General features: G+C 55.0%; 12 protein-coding genes and 1 riboswitch. Of the genes, 9 read left to right on the top strand and 3 right to left on the bottom strand.

Translation table 11 applies throughout. The annotated features are described in order from the left end of the window. Positions 1-68: 68 nt before the first annotated feature. Positions 69-4,622: an ATP-binding protein gene (locus tag SIL79_RS10345; protein ID WP_039034159.1), complete on the top strand. Its 4,554-nt coding sequence runs from the start codon at positions 69-71 to the stop codon at positions 4,620-4,622. A gap of 399 nt (positions 4,623-5,021) precedes the next feature. Here the strand turns inward: SIL79_RS10345 and SIL79_RS10350 are convergent, their stop codons facing one another. Then, a complete protein-coding gene (locus SIL79_RS10350; RefSeq protein ID WP_052248075.1) occupies positions 5,022-5,561 on the bottom strand; it encodes a porin family protein in 540 nt (179 codons plus the stop codon). 678 nt (positions 5,562-6,239) lie between these two features. Next, complete coding sequence (metH, locus tag SIL79_RS10355; RefSeq protein ID WP_319619244.1) at positions 6,240-9,959, bottom strand: methionine synthase; 3,720 nt, start codon at positions 9,957-9,959, stop codon at positions 6,240-6,242. A 241-nt stretch (positions 9,960-10,200) separates the two neighbouring features. On the opposite strand from metH, the gene SIL79_RS10360 reads away from it, so the two are divergent. The 8 genes from SIL79_RS10360 to cobO all read left to right on the top strand — a co-directional run bounded on the left by SIL79_RS10360 (position 10,201) and on the right by cobO (position 18,126). Further along, complete coding sequence (locus tag SIL79_RS10360; protein ID WP_162206431.1) at positions 10,201-11,001, top strand: histidine phosphatase family protein; 801 nt, start codon at positions 10,201-10,203, stop codon at positions 10,999-11,001. A gap of 68 nt (positions 11,002-11,069) precedes the next feature. Beyond that, a riboswitch (cobalamin riboswitch) is annotated at positions 11,070-11,206 on the top strand. Positions 11,207-11,305: 99 nt separating this feature from the next. Further along, positions 11,306-12,247: an ABC transporter ATP-binding protein gene (locus SIL79_RS10365; protein ID WP_162206430.1), complete on the top strand. Its 942-nt coding sequence runs from the start codon at positions 11,306-11,308 to the stop codon at positions 12,245-12,247. Further along, positions 12,244-13,314 (top strand): FecCD family ABC transporter permease, encoded by a 1,071-nt coding sequence (locus SIL79_RS10370; protein WP_233962938.1) that lies wholly within the window; start codon positions 12,244-12,246, stop codon positions 13,312-13,314. The genes SIL79_RS10365 and SIL79_RS10370 overlap by 4 nt, the downstream gene beginning before the upstream one ends. 17 nt (positions 13,315-13,331) lie before the next feature. Continuing rightward, positions 13,332-14,396, top strand: a complete 1,065-nt coding sequence (cobT, locus tag SIL79_RS10375; RefSeq protein WP_162206429.1) for a nicotinate-nucleotide--dimethylbenzimidazole phosphoribosyltransferase — start codon at positions 13,332-13,334, stop codon at positions 14,394-14,396. Then, positions 14,396-15,172: an adenosylcobinamide-GDP ribazoletransferase gene (locus SIL79_RS10380; RefSeq protein ID WP_025011255.1), complete on the top strand. Its 777-nt coding sequence runs from the start codon at positions 14,396-14,398 to the stop codon at positions 15,170-15,172. Before cobT ends, SIL79_RS10380 begins: the two co-directional genes overlap by 1 nt. Then, positions 15,169-15,765, top strand: coding sequence for a bifunctional adenosylcobinamide kinase/adenosylcobinamide-phosphate guanylyltransferase (gene cobU, locus SIL79_RS10385; RefSeq protein WP_162206428.1), 597 nt, complete (start codon positions 15,169-15,171; stop codon positions 15,763-15,765). Before SIL79_RS10380 ends, cobU begins: the two co-directional genes overlap by 4 nt. 74 nt (positions 15,766-15,839) lie before the next feature. Next, on the top strand, positions 15,840-17,522 hold the full coding sequence (locus tag SIL79_RS10390; protein WP_162206457.1) for a cobyric acid synthase: 1,683 nt from the start codon (positions 15,840-15,842) through the stop codon (positions 17,520-17,522). Next, a complete protein-coding gene (gene cobO, locus SIL79_RS10395) occupies positions 17,512-18,126 on the top strand; it encodes a cob(I)yrinic acid a,c-diamide adenosyltransferase (RefSeq protein ID WP_025011252.1) in 615 nt (204 codons plus the stop codon). Before SIL79_RS10390 ends, cobO begins: the two co-directional genes overlap by 11 nt. 824 nt (positions 18,127-18,950) lie before the next feature. Here cobO and SIL79_RS10400 read toward each other — a convergent pair. Continuing rightward, a complete protein-coding gene (locus tag SIL79_RS10400) occupies positions 18,951-20,222 on the bottom strand; it encodes a hypothetical protein (protein ID WP_071475443.1) in 1,272 nt (423 codons plus the stop codon). Positions 20,223-20,971 lie beyond the last annotated feature (749 nt).

Consider the following 20,971-nt stretch of genomic DNA (forward strand, 5'->3'; position numbering starts at 1 on the left):
ATTTGACGGGATAACAAAGGTATATTTACTGGCTAAAAAATTTCAGAGGCTTAGCAGAGGATCGATAGATGACCAGCAAGAAGCAGCCCGCAAACACGACTCAAGCCCAGACTCCGGATCCCCTGTTTTTGCAGGCGGAGCATTTGGCTAAAGATTTTTCGCTGTTCCCAGAGCACAGCAAACAGAGCCTTTCAGAAGAGATAAAGGGTCTGTTGGATGACGATGCCATCCAGAGTAACTTAAAGTCATTGGCGCAGTTGGATGTGGATGGCTATGTTGCCAAAGTTATCCAGCCTACCCAGGACAAGAACCGCCCAGGTGCCAAAAGGATCATTGCCGATCTGAAAGGCAAAATGATCGCCGAGAGCCACAACGGCCCATTCTACAGCGCCGAAATAGAGCTGAATTTTGGTGGTCGTAACCGCCGCATCGGCTTTATCGCCCAGGAGCGCACCACGGCCAACGGTGCCTGGATGCCGGAGCACCACCTGCAGGCCTGTGAGGCGATTCGCCATTTTGCCGAATTGTCCATGCCCATCGTTTACTTGATTGATACCCCCGGAGCCGATGCCGGTGAAGTGGCCAACAGCCACAACCAGGCGCATTCTATTTCCAAGGCGATCGCCGAAAGTGCCAACGTCGATGTGCCGACTCTGGGTATAGTGATTGGTGCTGGCTACTCGGGCGGGGCTATTCCACTGGCGGCGGCCAATATACTGTTGTCGCTGCGTGATGGTATTTTCAACACCATTCAGCCTCAGGGCCTGCAGAGCATTGCCCGCAAGTACAACCTTTCATGGCAGGAGTGTGCCAAGTCTGTGGGCGTGTCCCCGGAAGAGCTTTACACTTCAGGTTGTATCGATGGCATTGTGGATTTCTCTCCTTATGATCGCGATGAGCGTCAGCACAATCTGCGCCGCGCCATCATCAGCGCCATCGAAGCCATTGAGCGCGCTGCGGTGCAGTTTGTAAAAGAATCCGATGACCTGCGCGAACATTATGATCGCAGCCTCAAGCGTTTCCTCGAGCCTTCCAAGAGCCTCAAGGCGTTGGAGTCCAACGCGGAAATGTCGGTTGCTATCAGCCCGACCATGCACCTTAACCTGTTCGGCAGCGCCTACCGTTATTTGCGTTATTTGACCCTGCGTAGCCGTATTCACTCCATCTCAATGGATCAGTATGGTCGCCTGTCCAAGGTGAGTGTGCCGGAAGGGGATCTGTTGGCCCGGATCCAGAAAGAGCAGGAGAAGGTGTTCCAGGCTTGGCTGTCCAGTCCGGATAAACTGGTTTACGACGAAGAACTCAACAAACTGTGGAGTAACTTCATCTCCAAGCGTGATGATGTTTCCACCGAGCGCAACATGCTGACCCGTCTGATCCTGGGTGAGCCGAAAGAGAACTACAAGAAGGCCCGTAAGGCGCTGTTGTTCAACATTGGTTGGTCTTTGTATCACCGCTGGAAGAGTAATGCCGCCAACAACTTCAAGGGGCTTATCCACTATCTGGAAACTCTGCCGGCAGAAGTGACCCAGGCGCCTTGGCCTGAACTGAACCAACTGACAGTATTGGATGTCGTGGTCAATGAAGAACTGCGTGAAGACTTCATTTGGCAGTGTTACAACATCCTGATCTTTAACGCGCTGTACGACAATGTCGTGGGTAACCTGGCCTCTATCGCCAAGGAAGCCATGATGGCCAAGAGCCTGTCGCGTCAGTCTGTTGATGGCTTGCTGCACAAGTCTATCGACCGGGCGATTTCCACTCAGGATACCGCCAACGACAAGAGCAAGTTCTACAAGTGGCTGAAGTACTTCATGTCACAGTCCAACCGCGCTGAACTGCTGACCAAGACTGAGCAGTGGAAGAGCGTGGGTTTCCCACAGCTGAACGATTCGCTGTTCGTTATCCTGACTTACTTCTTCGAACGTCTGTTGCCGGAATACTTCGACAGTGAAGAGGATAAGGGCAAGTACACAGGTGCCATCAACCCGGTGCGTATCGGTCGTCGTAAGGACTTCTGGAACCGTTTGACCATGGGTTACCAGGATCTGCTGATCCAGAAGGTGCTGCGTGACGAGAAGAAAGCCGGCAATATGACCTGGGAAAATATCATCGCCAAGTTCTTCAAGAACTTCGATGAGCTCAACGGCGACAAGATGTCGGCCAACTTGCTCAACTTCCCAGGCTTCCGTCTCTCTATTGAAGATGCACTCGACAAGGGCATTCGCCCCTGCGGTTTGATCACGGGTCTGGCAGACTTTGAACATGGCGGTAAGGCGCTGCGTGTCGGGGTTGCCGTATCCAACACCGCCTTCCAGGCCGGTGCCTTCGATATGGCCAGTGCCGAGAAGTTCTCCGCCCTGCTTATTGAGTGTGCCAAGCGCAGGCTGCCGGTGATCTGCTTTATCAGCTCCGGCGGTATGCAGACCAAAGAGGGGGCTGCTGCGCTGTTCTCCATGGCCGTGGTGAACGATCGTATTACCCGTTTCGTGCGTGACAACGAACTGCCTGTGCTGATGTTCGGTTTTGGTGACTGTACCGGTGGAGCTCAGGCATCCTTCGTGACTCACCCTCTGGTGCAGACTTATTATCTGTCCGGTACCAATATGCCGTTTGCCGGTCAGATGGTGGTACCTGCTTATCTGCCATCCACTTCGACTCTGTCCAACTACCTGTCCAAGGTACCCGGAGCGATGAATGGCCTGGTCAACAATCCATTCAGCAATCAGCTCGATGAACAGCTCAAGAGCATAGATCCTCTAATGCCTATGCCTAACGCTGAGATAAGTGATGTGTTGACCAATGCTCTGTCGACTCTGGTGGTTGAAGTTGAAGAGGTCAGCGAAGAGATAGTTCAGGACGATCCTCGTGCCCTGATGAAGCCTATCGACAAGGTGCTGGTACACGCCCGAGGCTGTACAGCGGTGAAACTGATCCGCAAGGCACACGATAATGGCATTAATGTGGTACTGGTGGCGTCCGATCCTGATATGACTTCGGTTCCCGCTGACATGCTCAAGGAAAACGACAAGCTGGTTTGTCTCGGTGGTAATACTTCCGACGAGTCCTATCTGAACGCTTACTCAGTGTTGAAAGTGGCCGAGTATGAGCAGGTAGACGCGCTGCACCCCGGGATTGGCTTCCTGTCGGAAAGCCCACAGTTTGCTGCCCTGTGTGTGAACAACGGCGTGAACTTTGTTGGTCCAAGTGTGCACTCGATGACAACCATGGGTAACAAGTCCAACGCCATCAAGACCTCTCAGGCGCAGAATGTGCCCGTGGTACCAGGCTCTCACGGTATTTTGACCAACGCCGAGCAAGCGGTTAACGTGGCCAACGAAATCGGCTACCCAGTGCTGCTCAAAGCGGTACAAGGTGGTGGCGGTAAGGGTATCCAAGTGGTTAAGCGCCCCGAGGATATGATTGGCCTGTTCCAGAAAACCTCCACCGAAGCGGCTGCCGCTTTTGGTAACGGTGACCTGTACCTGGAAAAATATGTGACTTCCCTGCGTCACATTGAAGTTCAGCTGCTGCGTGACAAGTTCGGCAACACCAAGGTACTGGGTCTGCGTGACTGCTCGGTGCAGCGTAACAACCAGAAGGTGATTGAAGAGTCCGGTTCCACCATGCTGCCTGAAGAACTCAAGCAGAAGGTGATGGAATACACCCGTGCTCTGGGTGATGCCACCGACTATATGGGCGCAGGTACCGTTGAGTTCATCTATAACCTGGATGCCAACGAAGTCTACTTTATGGAGATGAATACCCGTCTGCAGGTAGAGCACCCGGTAACCGAAGCGACTTCCGGTATTGATATCGTCAGCGCCCAATTCGATGTGGCAGCCGGTCGCTCCATTGAAGATCTGCAGCCGCAGGAAATCGGTTATGCGATGGAAGTGCGGGTGACAGCCGAGAAGGCGGCACTGGACAGCCAGGGCGTTCTGCAGTTGGTGCCAAACCCGGGGCTTATCACTGAGTGCGTGATGCCTGAGCGCGATGATGTGGAAATCATCTCTATCGCGGCCGATGGCAAAGAAGTGTCGCCATACTACGACAGCCTGATTGCCCAGATCATCATCCGTGGTGAAAGCCGGGACGATGTGATTGCCAAGATGTATGACTATCTGGATCAGGTGGTCATCAAGGGTATCGCCACCAACATCCCGCTGCTGAAGCGGATCCTGGCCGACGAGACCTTCCGTGAAGGCGTGTATGACACCAACTATCTGCCGCGCCTGATGGCCGAGCTGGATATCCCTGCCCTGATCGCCGAAATGGAAGCCGCTGCCGAAACTCAAGGTGTGGATACCGAATCGCTGCGTGTGGGTGAGTCCAACGAGCTCAAGGTGTTGGCTCAGGGCGCGGGTATCTTCTATACCTCTCCGGCACCGGGCGAAGCCGACTTCGTCAAGGAAGGCGATATAGTGACTGTCGATCAAACGCTGGCACTGACCGAAGCGATGAAGATGTTCTCTCAGGTGACACTGGCAGGCTTTAACCGCAAGGGCGCCGAGCTGTATCCAGAGGACAAGAAATACCGTATCGAGCGGATCCTCAACAGTAATGGTCAACAGGTGTCCCAAGGCGATTTGCTGTTTGTGGTTTCCCCAGTGGAAGACTGAGGTTACAGATAGTCAGCTCAGGTAAATCGTGAACTGTTAAGCCTGAGCCTTTGCAGTTTCATTTATAAAGTTAAAAATCCGGTGGCTAACAGTCATCGGATTTTTTTATTTAACTCTCAGCATACCTTACACAATTGCCTAAGGTCTTGCTGAAAGCTTGTCTGCCATTGGCTTGTTTCCCATCAATCTATTTGCTGCTGGTTTAAGTTCCTATTTGCGGGACATAGACATTAAATGACAACCAATATGATAAAAATCAATATGATAAAAAAATGCCAGCCGCCCTAAAGCTGACTGGCACTTGCCAAATGGTCAATAGTTGATGAATGAAGAAGAATGAGTTTAAAATTCCCGGGTACTTAAACTATCAGTACCCTTTGAAAACTATGTCAATACAGTTTAGAACTTGTAATCCAAGGTCAAATATACTTGCTGGCTGTCATTAATTTCGATGCCGTTCTTTTCATAGTCCTGGGCCAGGTAACGATAGCCAAGGTCTGAGGAGAAATGTTCACTCCATTTGTACTGGACACCGACTTGACCACCCCAGACGAAATCTGTTGAAGATTTGCCGGCAATCTTGTTGTCATTGGCGCCCATACTGACACCGGCGAACAGATTGACATCTTTATGCACCGGCAATAGGTAATCATAGGATACCAGCCAGCTGTATTGTTCCTGTTTGTAGTTGTTGGCGGCAACGCTGAACTTATCTTCCATGTAACCAAAAGTACCGGTAATACGGTGTTGCTGTTCAATCAGCATACCTATACGTGCCTGATAGCTCATATCTTCGGTGTCTTTATTGACTGCGCCCTCAATTTCATCAGCCTGGTAGCCCAGACCTGCCCCGGCGAAGTACTCTATCTCGACTGCTTGTGCACTGCTACATACCAATGCTGCTCCTGCAGCCATCATCATTATTTTGTTCAGTTTCATCATAGACTCCTAAGACTGCTAAGTCGTTTTATTAAAATGTTTATCGGGTTGATGAGTCATACTTTAAGGTAAGTTAAGCGCTTACAGAAGCCCGCAACTATGTGTCTCTTTGTCTCAAAAAATAGAACAATAAGAGCCTTGTCACAGAGATAGCTTCAGATCTTGTGTGATAACTATTAGAGGAGGGGGTGATGCTGAGATTGCCGCCGCTAAAGTCTCTATCTACTTGATTATATTGTGTATTTTGGATTGTCCAAGTTGGAGTTGTTAGGCCGGTTGTGCACAAGTCCCATGCGTGCGTAGCGTCGGTTTACCGGCTTGGATGTAAGGTGTTTTAAGCCGTCGAAGCTCCAAGCTCATTCATATAATTTTATTATTTAACAGTTGGTTAGATTTTGTTTGGCGATTTGGTGAGTGCATGTTTTTACCCTTCCTGAACCTGAGCTGACTCATTGCTAATAATCCTTCGGGATATCCAACACCGCTGATATAGATGCTGATGTTTTCGCGGCTTTTACACCAGCCCTCAGGGCGAAAGCCCAGAGTGCTGTGATTGGAGACAATAACGGATTTTGGGAAGCGCTTGTTTTAAAGAGGAACAATGGGCAGCAATCAGGGGCTCTGATGAGAAAAGGCGAGAGCCCCTGAACAGCTCAGTTGTTCGCTTAAGAGCTTCTTTTACTCAGGATCATAATCCAACACCGGGGCCAGCCACTTCTCGGCTTCGGCCACTGTCATCCCTTTGCGGCGGGCGTAGTCTTCCACCTGATCTCGGCCTATGTTGCTTACCCCAAAATAGCGTGATTGCGGGTGCGCAAAGTACCAGCCGCTGACCGCCGCCGTGGGGTACATGGCAAAGCTTTCGGTGATCTTGAGGTCGATACACTCGTCTGGCTTAAGAAGCTGCCAAAGCAGGCCTTTTTCCGTGTGGTCCGGGCAGGCAGGGTAGCCGGGAGCCGGGCGTATGCCCTTGTACTTTTCACGAATAAGCGCCTCGTTATCCAGGTTTTCTTCTCTGGCATACCCCCAGAACTCCTTACGCACCCGCTCGTGCATCCGCTCGGCAAAGGCTTCGGCCAGGCGGTCGGCCAGACACTTGAGCATGATGGCGCTGTAGTCATCGTGGGCCGCCTCGAAACGGGCAATATGGGCGTCGATGCCATGGCCGGCGGTGACCGCAAATCCCCCCATATAGTCGGCCACGCCGCTCTCTTTGGGAGCAACAAAGTCAGAGAGACAGAAGTTGTGGTTGCCCACCCGCTCCAGCTGCATCCGTAGATGATGGGTGGTCAACAACACTTGGCTGCGAGAGTCATCTGTGTAGATCTCTATATCATCGAAGTTGACGCTGTTGGCGGGAAAGAGGCCGATAACGCCCTTGGCGGTGAGCCACTTCTCTTGGATGATTTGCTCCAGCATCGCCTTGCCGTCGGCATAGACTTTACGGGCCTCAGTACCGACGACTTCATCATCCAGGATCTGCGGGAAATGACCGTGCAACTCCCAGGCGCGGAAAAACGGTGTCCAGTCGATGCGCTCGAGTAAGTCCTCAAGCGGATAGTCGTCAAACACCTGGATCCCCGGGGTGTTGGGCTTCACCGCTTGATAGTTGGCCCAGTCGTGGCTGCAGCGGTTATCCCGTGCTACCTGCAAAGGCACTATCTGTTTGCGCTTGGTCTGCGACAGGCGCTTTTGGCGCATCATTTCATATTCGCGGTAGGTTTCGTCTATGGTGGCCTGGCGGGTTTCATTGTTGATGAGCTTGCTGACCATAGGCACGGCGCGCGAGGCATCGGCGATATAGATGGCGCCGTGGGGGTAATGGGGCGCTATCTTTACTGCGGTATGGATCTTGGAGCAGGTAGCGCCGCCGATAATCGCCGGCAGGGTCAGACCTTCGCGCTCGAAGGTTTTAACGTTGTGCACCATCTCATCCAGGCTCGGGGTAATGAGCCCGGACATGCCTATGATGTCGACCTTCTCGGCCTTGGCAACTTCGATGATTTTCTCCACCGGAACCATGACACCCAGATCTATCACTTCATAGCCATTACAGGCCAGCACCACCCCGACTATGTTCTTGCCTATGTCGTGAACATCGCCCTTGACCGTGACCATCAGCACCTTGCCGTTGCTCTGGCCTTCGACTTTTTCGGCTTCGATATAGGGATTGAGATAGGCGACCGCCTTTTTCATCACCCGGGCGGACTTGACCACTTGCGGCAAAAACATCTTACCGGCGCCAAAGAGATCGCCCACCACGTTCATGCCGTCCATCAGCGGGCCTTCAATCACATCCAGCGGCCGCTTGGCCTGCAGGCGCGCTTCTTCGGTGTCGGCGTCTATGTACTCGGTGATCCCTTTCACCAACGCGTGTTCCAGGCGTTTGTTGACCGGCAACTTGCGCCATTCGAGATCTTCTTTCTTGCCTGCGCCGCCCGGGCCACCTCGATACTTCTCGGCGACCTCGAGCAGTTGCTCTGTGTTACTGGAGTCGGCAACCGGGCAGGGCAGGTTGAGCACCACGGCCTCTACCTTCAGCTTCAGCTCAGGGTCGATATCATCATAGATGGCCAACTGACCGGCGTTGACTATGCCCATATCCATCCCCGCCTTGATGGCGTGATAGAGGAACACGGCATGAATGGCTTCCCGCACCGGGTTGTTGCCGCGGAAGGAGAAAGAAACGTTGGACACCCCGCCGGAAATCATCGCATGGGGCAGGTTGGCCTTGATATCTGCAATGGCGCCGATAAAGTCCACCGCATAGTTATCGTGCTCCTCTATGCCGGTGGCGATGGCGAAGATATTGGGGTCGAAGATAATATCTTCCGGCGGGAAGCCCACCCTATCCACCAGTACCCGGTAGGCGCGGGTACAGATCTCGGTTTTGCGCTCCCGGGTATCGGCCTGGCCCTGTTCATCGAAGGCCATGATGATGGCGGCGGCGCCGTAGCGCTTCACCAGTTTGGCCTGTTCAATAAACTTGGCCTCGCCCTCTTTGAGGGAGATGGAGTTGACTATTCCCTTGCCCTGAATGCACTTGAGCCCGGCCTCAATCACCTCCCACTTGGAGGAGTCGATCATCACAGGCACCTTGCTGATATCCGGCTCTGAGGCGATAAGGTTGAGGAATTTCCGCATCATCTCGACCCCGTCGAGCATGCCCTCATCCATGTTGATATCTATGATCTGGGCGCCGTTTTCCACCTGGTCACGGGCCACCTCCAGCGCGGTTTCGTACTGACCTTCTTTGATTAACTTGAGAAACCGGGCCGAGCCGGTGACATTGGTGCGCTCGCCCACATTCACAAACAGGCTGCTTGCATCTATGGTCAGGGGTTCCAGTCCGGAGAGGCGACATGCTACCGGCAGCTCAGGCAGCGGCCTTGGTGCATGAAGGCTAACAGCTTCAGAAATCGCCTTGATATGCGCAGGCGTGGTGCCGCAGCAGCCGCCGACAATATTGAGCAGCCCCTCTTCGGCCCAGGGGCCTATCACGCTTGCCATCTCTGCCGGAGTCTCGTCATAGCCGCCGAATTCATTGGGCAGGCCGGCATTGGGGTGCGCCGAGACAAAGCACTCGCTGATACGGGAAAGCTCCTCGACATAGGGCCGCAGTTCTTTCGGGCCCAGGGCGCAGTTGAGGCCTATACTCAGCGGCTTGATATGTCTGAGAGAATGGTAAAAGGCCTCTGTGGTTTGCCCTGTCAGGGTGCGGCCCGAGGCATCGGTAATGGTGCCGGAAATCATCACCGGCAACTTTTGGTCCAGTTTCTCGAACACATTTTCGATGGCAAACAACGCCGCCTTGGCATTGAGAGTATCGAAGATGGTTTCCACCAGGATGATGTCGGCGCCACCGGCGATCAGCGCCTCGGTGGATTCGCTGTAGGCCAACACAAGATCGTCGAAATGTATGTTGCGAAAGCCGGGGTCATTCACATCCGGGCTGATGGAGCAGGTGCGGTTGGTGGGGCCGAGCACCCCGGCCACATAGCGGGGAATACCGCTGGCGGCGGCCACCTCATCGGCCACTTCGCGGGCGATTTTGGCGCCTTGGTAATTGATCTCCGCCGCCAGGCTCTGCATCTCATAGTCGGCCATGGCAATGGTGGTGGCGTTGAAGGTGTTGGTTTCTATGATGTCGGCACCGGCCAGCAGGTATTCCCTGTGAATGGTCTTGATGATCTCGCTCTGGGTCAGTACCAGCAGATCATTGTTGCCTTTGACATCGCAATGCCAATCTTTGAAGCGCTCGCCGCGGTAATCGGCTTCTTCCAGCTTGTAGTCCTGGATCATGGTGCCCATGGCGCCATCTAAAATCAGGATCCGCTCTTTGAGGGTCTGTTTGAGCTTGAACTCTGTCTGGCTTGGGGAGTGCTGGGAAGTCGCCATAGGGTTACCTTTCATACCTGTCTTATTGCTGTTTTACATTCGCGGTGCTTGGCATCCGCGACATCATCTCTGCCGACCTGACGCCCGGGACACTATCTGGCATGATAGCCAAAGGCGTGTGTGGGCGCGGAAAGTTATTTTGGACATTTATACGTATAGACGTCCATAATATACGGATTCCGGCGGCCTGCGGCAAGGTTAAATTGGCCCGGTAACCACCGGACTCTGACGGGAGAAGTGTGTGGCTGAACATAGGCAACTGAATATCTATCTGCTGCGGCACGGTGAATGTGAAGGCGGCGAGATTATCCGCGGCCGCAGTGATGTGGCCCTGAGCGATGAGGGCAAAGCGCAGATGTGGCGTAGCTGGCGGGCTATCAGTAGTGCGCTGGAACAGTTGCCGAGTGCTCCCGACCGCCTGACGCTGCTGAGCTCTCCGGCCCAGCGTTGCCAGGCCTTTGCCGCCGAGCTCAAGGCCGATATGCCCGACTATTTCCCGGCGCCGCTGCAGCAGCATGACTGGCTCTGGGAGCTGGACTTCGGTGACTGGGACGGCATGAAGGTGGCGAGTGTCTATCAGCAGCATAGCGAGGCGGCCGAAGCCTTCTGGCGTGACCCTGTGGCCAATACTCCGCCGGGCGGGGAATCGCTGCCAGCCTTTCGTAGCCGGGTGTTGGATGGCTGGCAGACTATGGTGCAGCGCTGGCTTGCGAGAGAGGTTAGTTGTTCCGAAAGCTCTGATTCAAGAGACTCTGGTTCAAAAGGCTCTGGTTCAAAAGGCTCTGGTTCAAAAGGCTCTGGTTCTTCAGCAAGCGCCGATGCAGCGCTGATCTTGACTCACAGCGGGGTTATCCGGCTGCTGCTGGCCGAGATTTTGCTGCCGGGGCAAATACCGCCTGCGGCAGTGTTCAACGCCTTGGAGCTACCTTATGCGGCCTGGGTCAGAATAACCCTCTATGCCAGCCGTGATGCCAGCGGTGATGCCAGCGGTGAAAATGACCAGGAATGGCAGTGTTTCAGCAAACTCCACTGGCCGCAATAGTGCTGTGCTATTGCGCCGGGCAATTGTGCCGGGCGATAAAACCGGGATAATAACCCCAAATGGCCGCCAAGTGCGGCAGCAGCCAGGGTGTTGGCGCCTTTGCAGGTGAACCAACCCAGGGAACCGGGAAAGCCCGGACTGTGCCCGCAACTGTGAGTCGCCTTTGGCGGCGAGTCAGGAGACCTGCCCAGGCTGATAAACCAAACCAGAAACCCGGGCGGGTAAACCGGGGGAGCGAATAGATGATTCTTCCACTGCAGCTTGAGCCTTCTGCCGGTCACAGGCTCAATGTCGGGGGGCGGTTATGAGCCTGGCACTCAAGGTGCAACAGCTTAGCTGGCTTCCCGGTGGTCACAGCGTATTGGCCGATGTGGGTTTTGAGCTGCCAAGTGGCAAGATGCTCGGGCTCATAGGCCCCAATGGTGCCGGTAAGTCGAGCCTGCTGCGCTGCCTCTATCGTTATATCCGCCCGGATAGCGGCCAGATCCAGCTGTTTGGTCAGGATATCCATAGCTTGTCTGCCAAAGCCTTCGCCAAAGAGGTGGCCGTGGTGCTGCAGGATACCCCGGCCCAGTTGGCACTGGATTTGACTCAATTGGTGGCCATGGGACTGACTCCCCACAAGGGGTTGTTTGATATGCCATCGGCGACCGACAAGGCCCAGGTGCAGGCGGCATTGGCGCAGGTCGGGTTGCAGCACAAGGCCGCAGAGCCTTTCGCGCAGCTTTCCGGCGGTGAGAAGCAAAGGGCCTTGATTGCCCGCGCCATAGTGCAGCGCCCCAAGCTTTTGATCCTGGACGAGCCCACTAATCATCTGGATATCCGCTATCAGATCCAGATCCTCGAGCTGGTGCGCAGCCTGGGGGTCACGGTGATCGCCTCGATTCACGATCTCAATCTGGCCTCGGCCCTGTGTGACGAACTCTTGCTGCTGGATAACGGCCGCCGTATTGCCCACGGCTCGCCCCAGAGCGTATTGACCGAAGACAGAATTGCCGGTGTCTTCGGTGTCTGCTGCCAGGTGGGAAAGCATCCGCAGTTAGGAAGGCCGCTGATCCACTACTTTTACGGCTATCAGTCGCGAGAGCCTGGTCACGGCAAGGCTGTAAGCTCGGCGGCGCTCGCCAGTGGCGAGGTTCAAGGCGCTGCGATAGTCGAGCCAATGGCAGGGCCTGCCTCGGCCGAAACCTGTGTTGCTCACAAGGAAACTGACCGGCGCCCAGGCTCGGTGGGAGGTGGCGCATGAATACTTCCATGGCCACACCGGGGCGCTCGCTTATCGGCTGGTTTCTCAGGCCCTTGCCCAGACTTTACTGGTGCTGGCTGCTGTTGCTGCTCGGCACTGTGTTGACACCCTTGGCCGCCGCGGGTTTTGGCGCCGCCGATATCAGCCTCTTCGATGTGGCAAGAGTGATTGGCAAACACCTGCTGGGCGTGGGTGAGCCTTCTGCCATCAGCGAGCGTATTGTCTGGGATCTGCGCCTGCCGCGTATCTTGCTGGCCTTTATCGCCGGCAGCGGTCTGGCATTGTCGGGTTATGTATTGCAGGCGGTGACCCGCAACCCGTTGGCCGATCCTTACCTGTTCGGTATCAGCTCGGGCGCCAGCTTCGGCGCGGTGGTCTCGGTCGCCCTGGCGACCGGCCTTGGCCTGAGTTCGGCCATCTCCGGGATATCGCTGCCGCTGGGAGCCTTTATCGGTGCCAGTTTGGCTGTGCTTATGGTACTGCTGCTCGCGGGCAGGAATATCGGCAACCAGATAGAGAGAATGTTGCTCTCCGGGGTCGCCATCTCCTTTATGTTCAGCGCCCTCACCAGCTTGATCTTGTATTTTTCCACCCCGCAGGCCACCACCTCCTTGCTGTTTTGGAGTCTGGGCAGTTTTGCCCGTGCCAGTTGGGATGGGCTTGGACTGCCCACTCTGGTGGTGCTGGCGGCCTTGCTGGTGATCCTGGCCTTCAAGCGCCAGGTGCTGGCGATGCTTGCCGGTGATGAAACCGCCCACACTCTGGGGATCAGGGTGCAAAGGCTCAGGGTTTCCATGCTGCTGTTATGCTCGCTTATTACCGCCACTCTGGTGGCCCACTGCGGCGGGATAGGTTTTGTGGGGCTGATGGTGCCTCATATTGTCAGGTTGTTGCTGCCGGGGCAGCATCCCATGGTGCTGACGGCACTGGCGGGCGGCCTGTTTATGGTTTGGGTCGATGTGCTGGCTCGCAGCATACTGCCCACCCAAGAGCTGCCGGTTGGGGTGATCACCTCGGCCATCGGCAGTCTGTTTTTCCTGATGGTGCTGCGTAAACGCGGCCAATAACGATAAGAGAGGGAAGGATGTACCAGGTTGCAGCAATCAATCACGCGCTGGATGACGCGATTCAGGCCCGCATAGACAACAAGACCAAACCCCTGGGCGCTTTGGGTGAGCTGGAGGCTTTGGCGCTGCAGTTGGGGCGCATTCAGCTCGGTTCCGCCACCGATGAGTTAGTCATCCGCTGCCCCGTGATGCTGGTGTTTGCCGCCGACCATGGTATTGCCGCGGCCGGGGTGTCGATTGCTCCCAGCGAGGTGACCACCCAAATGGTGCTTAACTTTGTTGCCGGCGGCGCCGCCATCAATGTGTTTTGTCGCCAGACCGGCTTCGAGCTGGAGGTGATTGACTGCGGCATTCTCAGTCCCTTGGGGATCCCCGAGGTTACAGAGCAGCGTCTGGGCGCCGGTACCGGGCCTATCCACAAACGCGCCGCCATGACTCTGGGCGCTGTGCATCAAGGGTTTGCTATGGCGCGCACCTTGGTAAAACGCCATATCGATGCCGGCAGCAACCTGCTGGCGCTGGGGGAGATGGGAATAGGCAACACCTCTTCTGCCGCCGCCGTGATGGCCGCCCTGACCGGTCTGCCTGTGAGTGAATGTGTCGGCCGCGGCACCGGCATAGATGCCGCGACGCTTAAGCGCAAATGCCTGCTGATAGAGCAGGCACTGCTGCTGCACCACTGCGAGCTGACCGAGCCGCTCAGTATCCTCGCCTGCCTCGGAGGCTTTGAAATAGTGCAGATGACAGGGGCCATGTTGGCGGCGGCCGAATTTGGCGTGCCCGTGCTGGTGGACGGTTTTATCGCGTCGACAGCGGCGCTGGCGGCTGTGCGTTTGGCGCCGGGGGTGAGGGATTATCTTATTTTTGCCCATGAGTCTGAAGAGCGCGGCCACAAGTTGCTGCTCGAGGCCATGTCCGCCAAGCCCTTGCTCAGGCTTGGGCTCAGGTTGGGCGAAGGCTCGGGCGCGGCGCTGGCGCTGCCTTTGGTGCAGGCGGCGGCCAACTTCTACAACCAGATGGCCAGCTTTGGTGAAGCCGGGGTCGACAAGGTGGTAGAGCCTGCTACCCAAGAGGTGCTCTGATGGGATTCTGGCTCGGGCAGCTGCGGCTATTTTTGATCGCAATAGGTTTTTTCACCCGTATTCCTGTGCCCAGCGCCCTGACGGTGGACAGCGACAGCCTCAACAAGGCCAGCCGCTACTTTGGCCTGGTGGGCGTGGTGGTAGGCTTGATCTCCGCCTTGGTGTTACTGCTGGCCGCCGGCATATTGCCAAGCTCCATCGCCATAGTGCTGGCGATGATTAGCAGTGTGCTGGTTACCGGCGGTTTTCATGAAGATGGCCTGGCCGATACCGCCGATGGTTTCGGCGGCGGTTGGCGGGTAGAAGACAAACTGAAAATCATGAAAGACAGCCGCCTTGGCAGCTATGGCGCCTTGGCATTGGTGTTGGTGTTGCTGCTCAAGTACCAGCTACTGCTGGAGTTGGCACTTTACGACATCAACCAGGCGGCGCTGGCCCTGGTATTGGCGCACTGTGTCAGCCGGGTGACGGCGGCCAGCATTATCTTCAGCGAAACCTATGTTCGCGACGAGGGCAAAAGCAAACCTTTGGCGCAGCAGCAGGGGCTCAATGAGTTGGGTATTTTGCTGCTGACTGGAATTGTGCTGACGGCACTGCTGTCCACCACGCTGCTGTTCTGGCTATTGCCGACCATGTTGTTGCTGCGTTGGGCCCTGGTGTTTTGGTTCCGGCGCCAGATTGGCGGTTACACAGGTGATACCCTAGGGGCGGCGCAGCAGGTGAGTGAGCTGGCGGTTTATATGCTGTTGCTGGCATTGGGAGGCAGCCCGGCATGATCCATCTTATTCTGGGCGGTGCCCGCAGCGGCAAGAGTGGTTACGCCGAGCGGCAACTGGCCGACTTGTGCCCGGCCAATGTCCGCCCCTGGTATCTGGCAACGGCCGAGGCCGCCGATGAGGAGATGGCCCGGCGTATCACCCACCATCAAACTGAACGCCAAGGCGGCAGCCTCGAATGGCAGTTGGCCGAGGTGCCGCTCGATTTGGCCAAGGCGCTTGTGCAGCGCTCAGGCTCTGGAGCGCCGGTATTGGTAGACTGCCTGACGCTTTGGCTCAGTAATCAGCTCTGCTTAGGTGCCGATATGGCTTGCGAACGCGCGGCCTTGCTGCAGGCGGTAGCCGGGTTTGACGGCGATCTGCTGCTGGTGAGCAACGAAGTCGGATCCGGCATAGTGCCGCTTGGGGAGCTGAGTCGGCGTTTTGTCGATGAGGCCGGTTGGCTCAATCAGGCGCTGGCCGCAAAGGCCGACACAGTCACTCTGGTGGTCGCAGGTTTACCGCTGGCGTTAAAGCCTGTGAGCTCTGATAGCAGTGGCTCCCTGGGCTTGAGCGTTTCGGGTACAAGCCCAGATCAGCGGGGTAAGGTATGAGTAATCCAGTACCCCATAATGGCGCAGAACTTAAAGCTGAATTGTCGGCTCTGGCCCGGCCTGGCCGCAGCCTTATGGTGCAGGGCACCACTTCGGATGCCGGTAAGAGCACCTTGGTGGCCGGACTCTGCCGGGTGTTTCATCGTCATGGTCAGCGAGTGGCGCCCTTCAAGCCGCAAAATATGGCGCTCAACAGCGCCGTCACCCGGGATGGCGGTGAAATTGGCCGGGCCCAGGCGCTGCAGGCGGTGGCCGCCGGTCTTGAGCCGAGAATCGACTTCAACCCGGTATTGCTGAAACCCAGCTCAGATACCAAGGCGCAGGTGATTATTCAGGGCAAGGCGCTGACCAGCCTGGAAGCCGCCGCCTTTTTCGGCCCCGAGAGTCGTGACTATAAAGCCGCTGCCATGCAGGCGGTGTTGGCATCCTGGCACAGGTTGCAACAGGAGTTTGACTGGCTGCTGGTAGAAGGCGCCGGTAGCCCGGCCGAAATCAATTTGCGCCAGGGCGATATTGCCAATATGGGCTTTGCCGAAGCGGTGGACTGCCCGGTGATCCTCATCGCCGATATCGACAAGGGCGGGGTATTTGCCCACCTGGTCGGTACCTTGGCCCTGCTGTCCGAGAGTGAGCAGGCGCGGGTAAAAGGCTTTGTGATCAATCGTTTTCGCGGTGATATCTCATTGCTGCAGTCCGGGCTGGATTGGCTTGAGGCTCACACCGGCAAGCCGGTATTGGGCGTATTGCCCTACCTCGATGCCCTGCATCTGGACGCCGAAGATGCACTGGTACAGCCCACTGCTCAGTCTCAGGGGGGAACTACCGAGCAGCCGACAACAGCTCAATCAGCACGAGCTCAATCTGAAACAGCTCAAACTGGGACGCGACTGCGAGTCGGCGTCTTGGTGTACCCCAGGATCAGCAACCATACCGACTTTGACCCGCTGCGGCTGCATCCGGATATCGAGTTTTATTATATAGGGCCGACCCATCAGGGCGAACTTCCTGGGCTGGATCTCCTGCTGCTGCCCGGCAGCAAGAATGTGCGCGCCGACCTGGCTTTTATCCGCCAACAGGGCTGGGATAAGGGCATAGCTCGCCATCTGCGCTATGGCGGCAAGCTTATCGGTATCTGCGGCGGCTTTCAGATGCTGGGGCAGAGCATTGCCGACCCCTTGGGGCTGGAAGACTTGCCCGGTACCAGCCAAGGACTGGGCTACCTGCCGCTCACTACCGAGCTGCAAGTCGAAAAACAGCTGCTCAATGTCAGCGGTACCCTGAGGCTTGGCCAATCATCGGCGTCAGTCTCCGGCTATGAGATCCACTGCGGAGCGTCGCGGATCCCGGACAGATGCATGCAGCCACTGTTGCTTAATGAGCGAGGCGGTGACGCCAACTGTGTCAGCGCCACTGAGCCCGCAAAAATCAATGAGCCTGCAAAAATCACTAAGCCTGCAAAAACCACAGTACCTTCACAAATCGCAGGGCCTACACAAATCACAGCAGTCCGCAGCGAAGGCCTGCTGTCGGAGGATAATCAAATTCTCGGCAGTTATTTGCATGGCCTGTTTGACAGCCCAGAGGCCTGTGAGCTGCTGCTCGCCTGGGCCGGGATGACGGCGCCACAGGGCCATGCCGTGGATATCAATCAGCAGCGCCAGCAACAGCTGGATCGTTTGGCCGATGTGCTGGAGCAACATCTGGATTTCAATAAAATAATCAACATATTCAAAGAGGAAGGCCAGGGTGACCGATAATAATCAAACCGATATCAAGGCAGAGCGTCATAAACAGCGGCAGCAGAAAGTGAAAGCGGCGGTGGATGCCAAAATCGCGGCCGCCACCGAAGAGAAGGGCATACTCCTGGTCGTGACAGGTAACGGCAAGGGCAAGTCCACTTCCGGCTTTGGCACTCTGGCCCGCGCGGTCGGTCATGGCAAGCAGGGCGCCGTGGTGCAGTTTATCAAGGGCACCTGGGAGTGCGGTGAGCGCAAGCTACTGGAAGGCGCCGGGGTCAAGTTCGAAGTCATGGGCACAGGCTTTACCTGGGACACCCAGGATAAAGCCAAGGATATCGCCGCCGCCGAAAAGGCCTGGGCGGCCGCCGAAAAATGGCTTCAGGATGCCAGCATAGACATACTGCTGCTCGATGAACTCACCTATATGGTCAGCTACCACTATCTGGATCTGCAGCGAGTGATAGATGCGTTGCAGAATCGTCCCCCCATGCAGCATGTGATCATCACCGGCCGCAACTGCCACAGGCAACTGATTGAATTGGCAGATACTGTCAGTGAGGTGAATAGCGTGAAGCATGCGTTTGAGGCGGGGGTTAAAGCGCAGCCTGGTTTCGACTACTGAATCTGCAGCCTGTTCTTCGAGGCTGACGGTATTGCCAGCGTAGCTTCATCCCATCACCTAGGATAACTAGGCTCAGGGACTGAAGCGACTCGGCGGCTTTGTCAGCCCTCGATCAGACTGCAGTGTTTTACTTTTTGTTTGCGACCGTGGCGTTATTGTCTGCGTCGGCTCACCCAATCACATACTCATTGTATGCTCATGGGCTGAGCTTCCTTGACGGCTTAGCCACAGCCGCAAACAGTTTGAAATGGGTGCATTGGTTTAGGGATTGAAGTGTGTCAGCCCTCGACGACTGTGGCGTTATTGTCTGCGCCTGCTCACCCAATCACATACTCATTGTATGCTCATGGGCTGAGCTTCCTTGACGGCTTAGCCACAGCCGCAAACAGTTTGAAATGGGTGCATTGGTTTAGGGATTGAAGTGTGTCAGCCCTCGACGACTGTGGCGTTATTGTCTGCGCCTGCTCCCCCAATCACATACTCATTGTATGCTCATGGGCTGAGCTTCCTTGACGGCTTAGCCACAGCCGCAAACAGTTTGAAATGGGTGCATTGGTTTTAGGGGCTGAAGTGACTCGGCGGTTTTTTGTTGCCTAAATCAGTGGAATCTTTTTGGCACTTCATGATCAGATCTTGCATCGCAGGTTTACGGTCAATGTCATGGGCAAGTCAAAGCGTAATATCACCAATTGGAAGCAATACAATCATGGGTGACCACCTTTAATGGTCGCTTAACCTCTACTTTTTACTGCCGTTATAAAGGGGGGGATTATCAAGGGGCTGAGGTGTTGATTCAAACTCGCCCCTTGGTTCATATTTTACATTTAGCTCTTGTCATAGTGACGGATGGGTAGCTGGCTGACGCTGTCGAGTCGCCAGGCGCCCTTCTCATACACGAAGCTAACGCTGTGCAGGGCATCCTTAAAGTCATAGCGTTGGTTCGAGTCTGGCAGGAGATTGTTAAACTCCAGCTGAATGTTCTGATAACCATCCTCGATAGACAACTTCCCCAGATGATTTGGCAGATCGATAAGGCGGCTCAGCGCCTTGTCCAACTCGCGATCTTGTATCGGCAGTTGCTGCTTAAACTGCTCACTGAACAGGGCTGCGAAGGCCTGTTTGTCCTTGCTGTGGATATAGGCGGCGTTGGTCCAGTCGGCCAACAAGAGTTCGAAGGTCTTGTTGGCCTGGGTCAGAGATGCGATTGGGGTCTTGTTGTCGTTGGTAAGGTAACTTTTAAGAGTCGCCTCGGCTTCTTCAAGGCCGCGCTCGAATATTTGCGCCACCTTTATCGCCGCCGGATCCTGGCTGGCCTTTAGCTCAGCGCTGACTCTGTTGACGGCCTCCACCCGCTCTTGCCAACTGTTGAAACCCTTCATTAAGCCTTGTAGTGAAGCTTTATGCTGCTTCATCGCTTCGGCGACAGCCTCATCCTGCTGCCGCGCCGCTCTGGCTTCGGAGCTCACATAATCTCTAAAGGTGCTGTTGAGTATGGTTTCGGGGGCATCGAAGTAGAGTCCCGCGCCGCTGTAGGGATCGACCCAGAGATCGCCTGTGCTTATTGGGGCTGATGGCTTAGGGTGGATATCGCCATAGTAGATTCGATCTAATTTGGCTTGGTTTTGGCTAAGGAAGGCGCCAATCGCCTTGCCATCAGTGGCGGACAGCAGTTGGTATTCGGCCGCCAGTTGTTGCAACTCTTTGGAGTTCTGCACCCTTTGGCTGGCATAGTAGCCGCAGCGCAGGTTACAGACTTGCTTGGTCAAACTGGAAGCCGGGCCCAGGGTGATCGCCTTGCTCTGGACAAACACTTCGGCGGTATAGATGCCTCTGGGGATGGCACCACTCTTATCCATCAGGTAGATGGTGTTGTTGGGGCTATGGCGGCCGACGACTTGGAGATCTTGCTTACTGGCGCACAGGGAGTAGTCCCTGCTGGTGACCGGCAGCTCCTTGTCATAGGTGGAAACGATCAACTTATCCAGGCTAATCCCTTCGGGCACAGTACCTGTTATGCTGAGATCGCACTGCTGAGCGTTGGCGTTGAGGGTTAGGCCACCCAGGGCCAGGCCAAGAAATACCAATCTTTGTTTCATGCAAAGTCCTTGTTGCGCGTAGTTTGTAGTGAGGCTTTTCCCATCATGTTTTCGTTAAAAAACCATATTTGCAATTAAAATTAGTTGCTTAGTGAATGATGGTTTTCATTTATTTATGCTATCGCGAATTGTCCTGCCTTGTCATCAGTTAATGGGGAGCAAGGCGTCGGGTGATTGTAGAAAGTAAGGGGGGCATCATCTTATGTTAAACATACCTCACTGATGCCTCGGATAGACTGTAATTGGCGGAAATTGTGCTTTCAGCCGCCGTTTATATAATGTGGTGTTCAGATGTATCAATATAGGTGTTGACAAGCTAATCATTGAAGTGATGCCTGATTCTGGCTTGGGAGAATTACCTGAGAGGTAACATGGTTATAGGTATTAAAAATGTTCAGCACTACTACGAGTTTGAATACGCTCTGCTATAACTAGTAATTGGACAATAGATGTTTTTAATGGAGGGTTATTGCTTTATATGGAAAATATTGTTCCATCGGATGTTGAGATTGTTACCAATTTCGAGCTTGAAAAGAGTGAAAGCTGAACCAGATATAATTTAGACGAAAAACAATAATCAAATAAATTCCGTTAAACGACTTATATCCCCGTAACTTTGATTTCTTGATTGCAGAATGTGAAAGATATGAATGTTTCAGGGGGCTTCTTTTCTGAATGAATCCCTGGGTAATATTTAGGTTAAGTGTTTATTGTGTTGGAATATATTATTGTTTATAGAGCCAAGGTTG

This window comes from Shewanella indica (genome assembly GCF_033842865.1).
Lineage (GTDB): Bacteria > Pseudomonadota > Gammaproteobacteria > Enterobacterales > Shewanellaceae > Shewanella > Shewanella indica.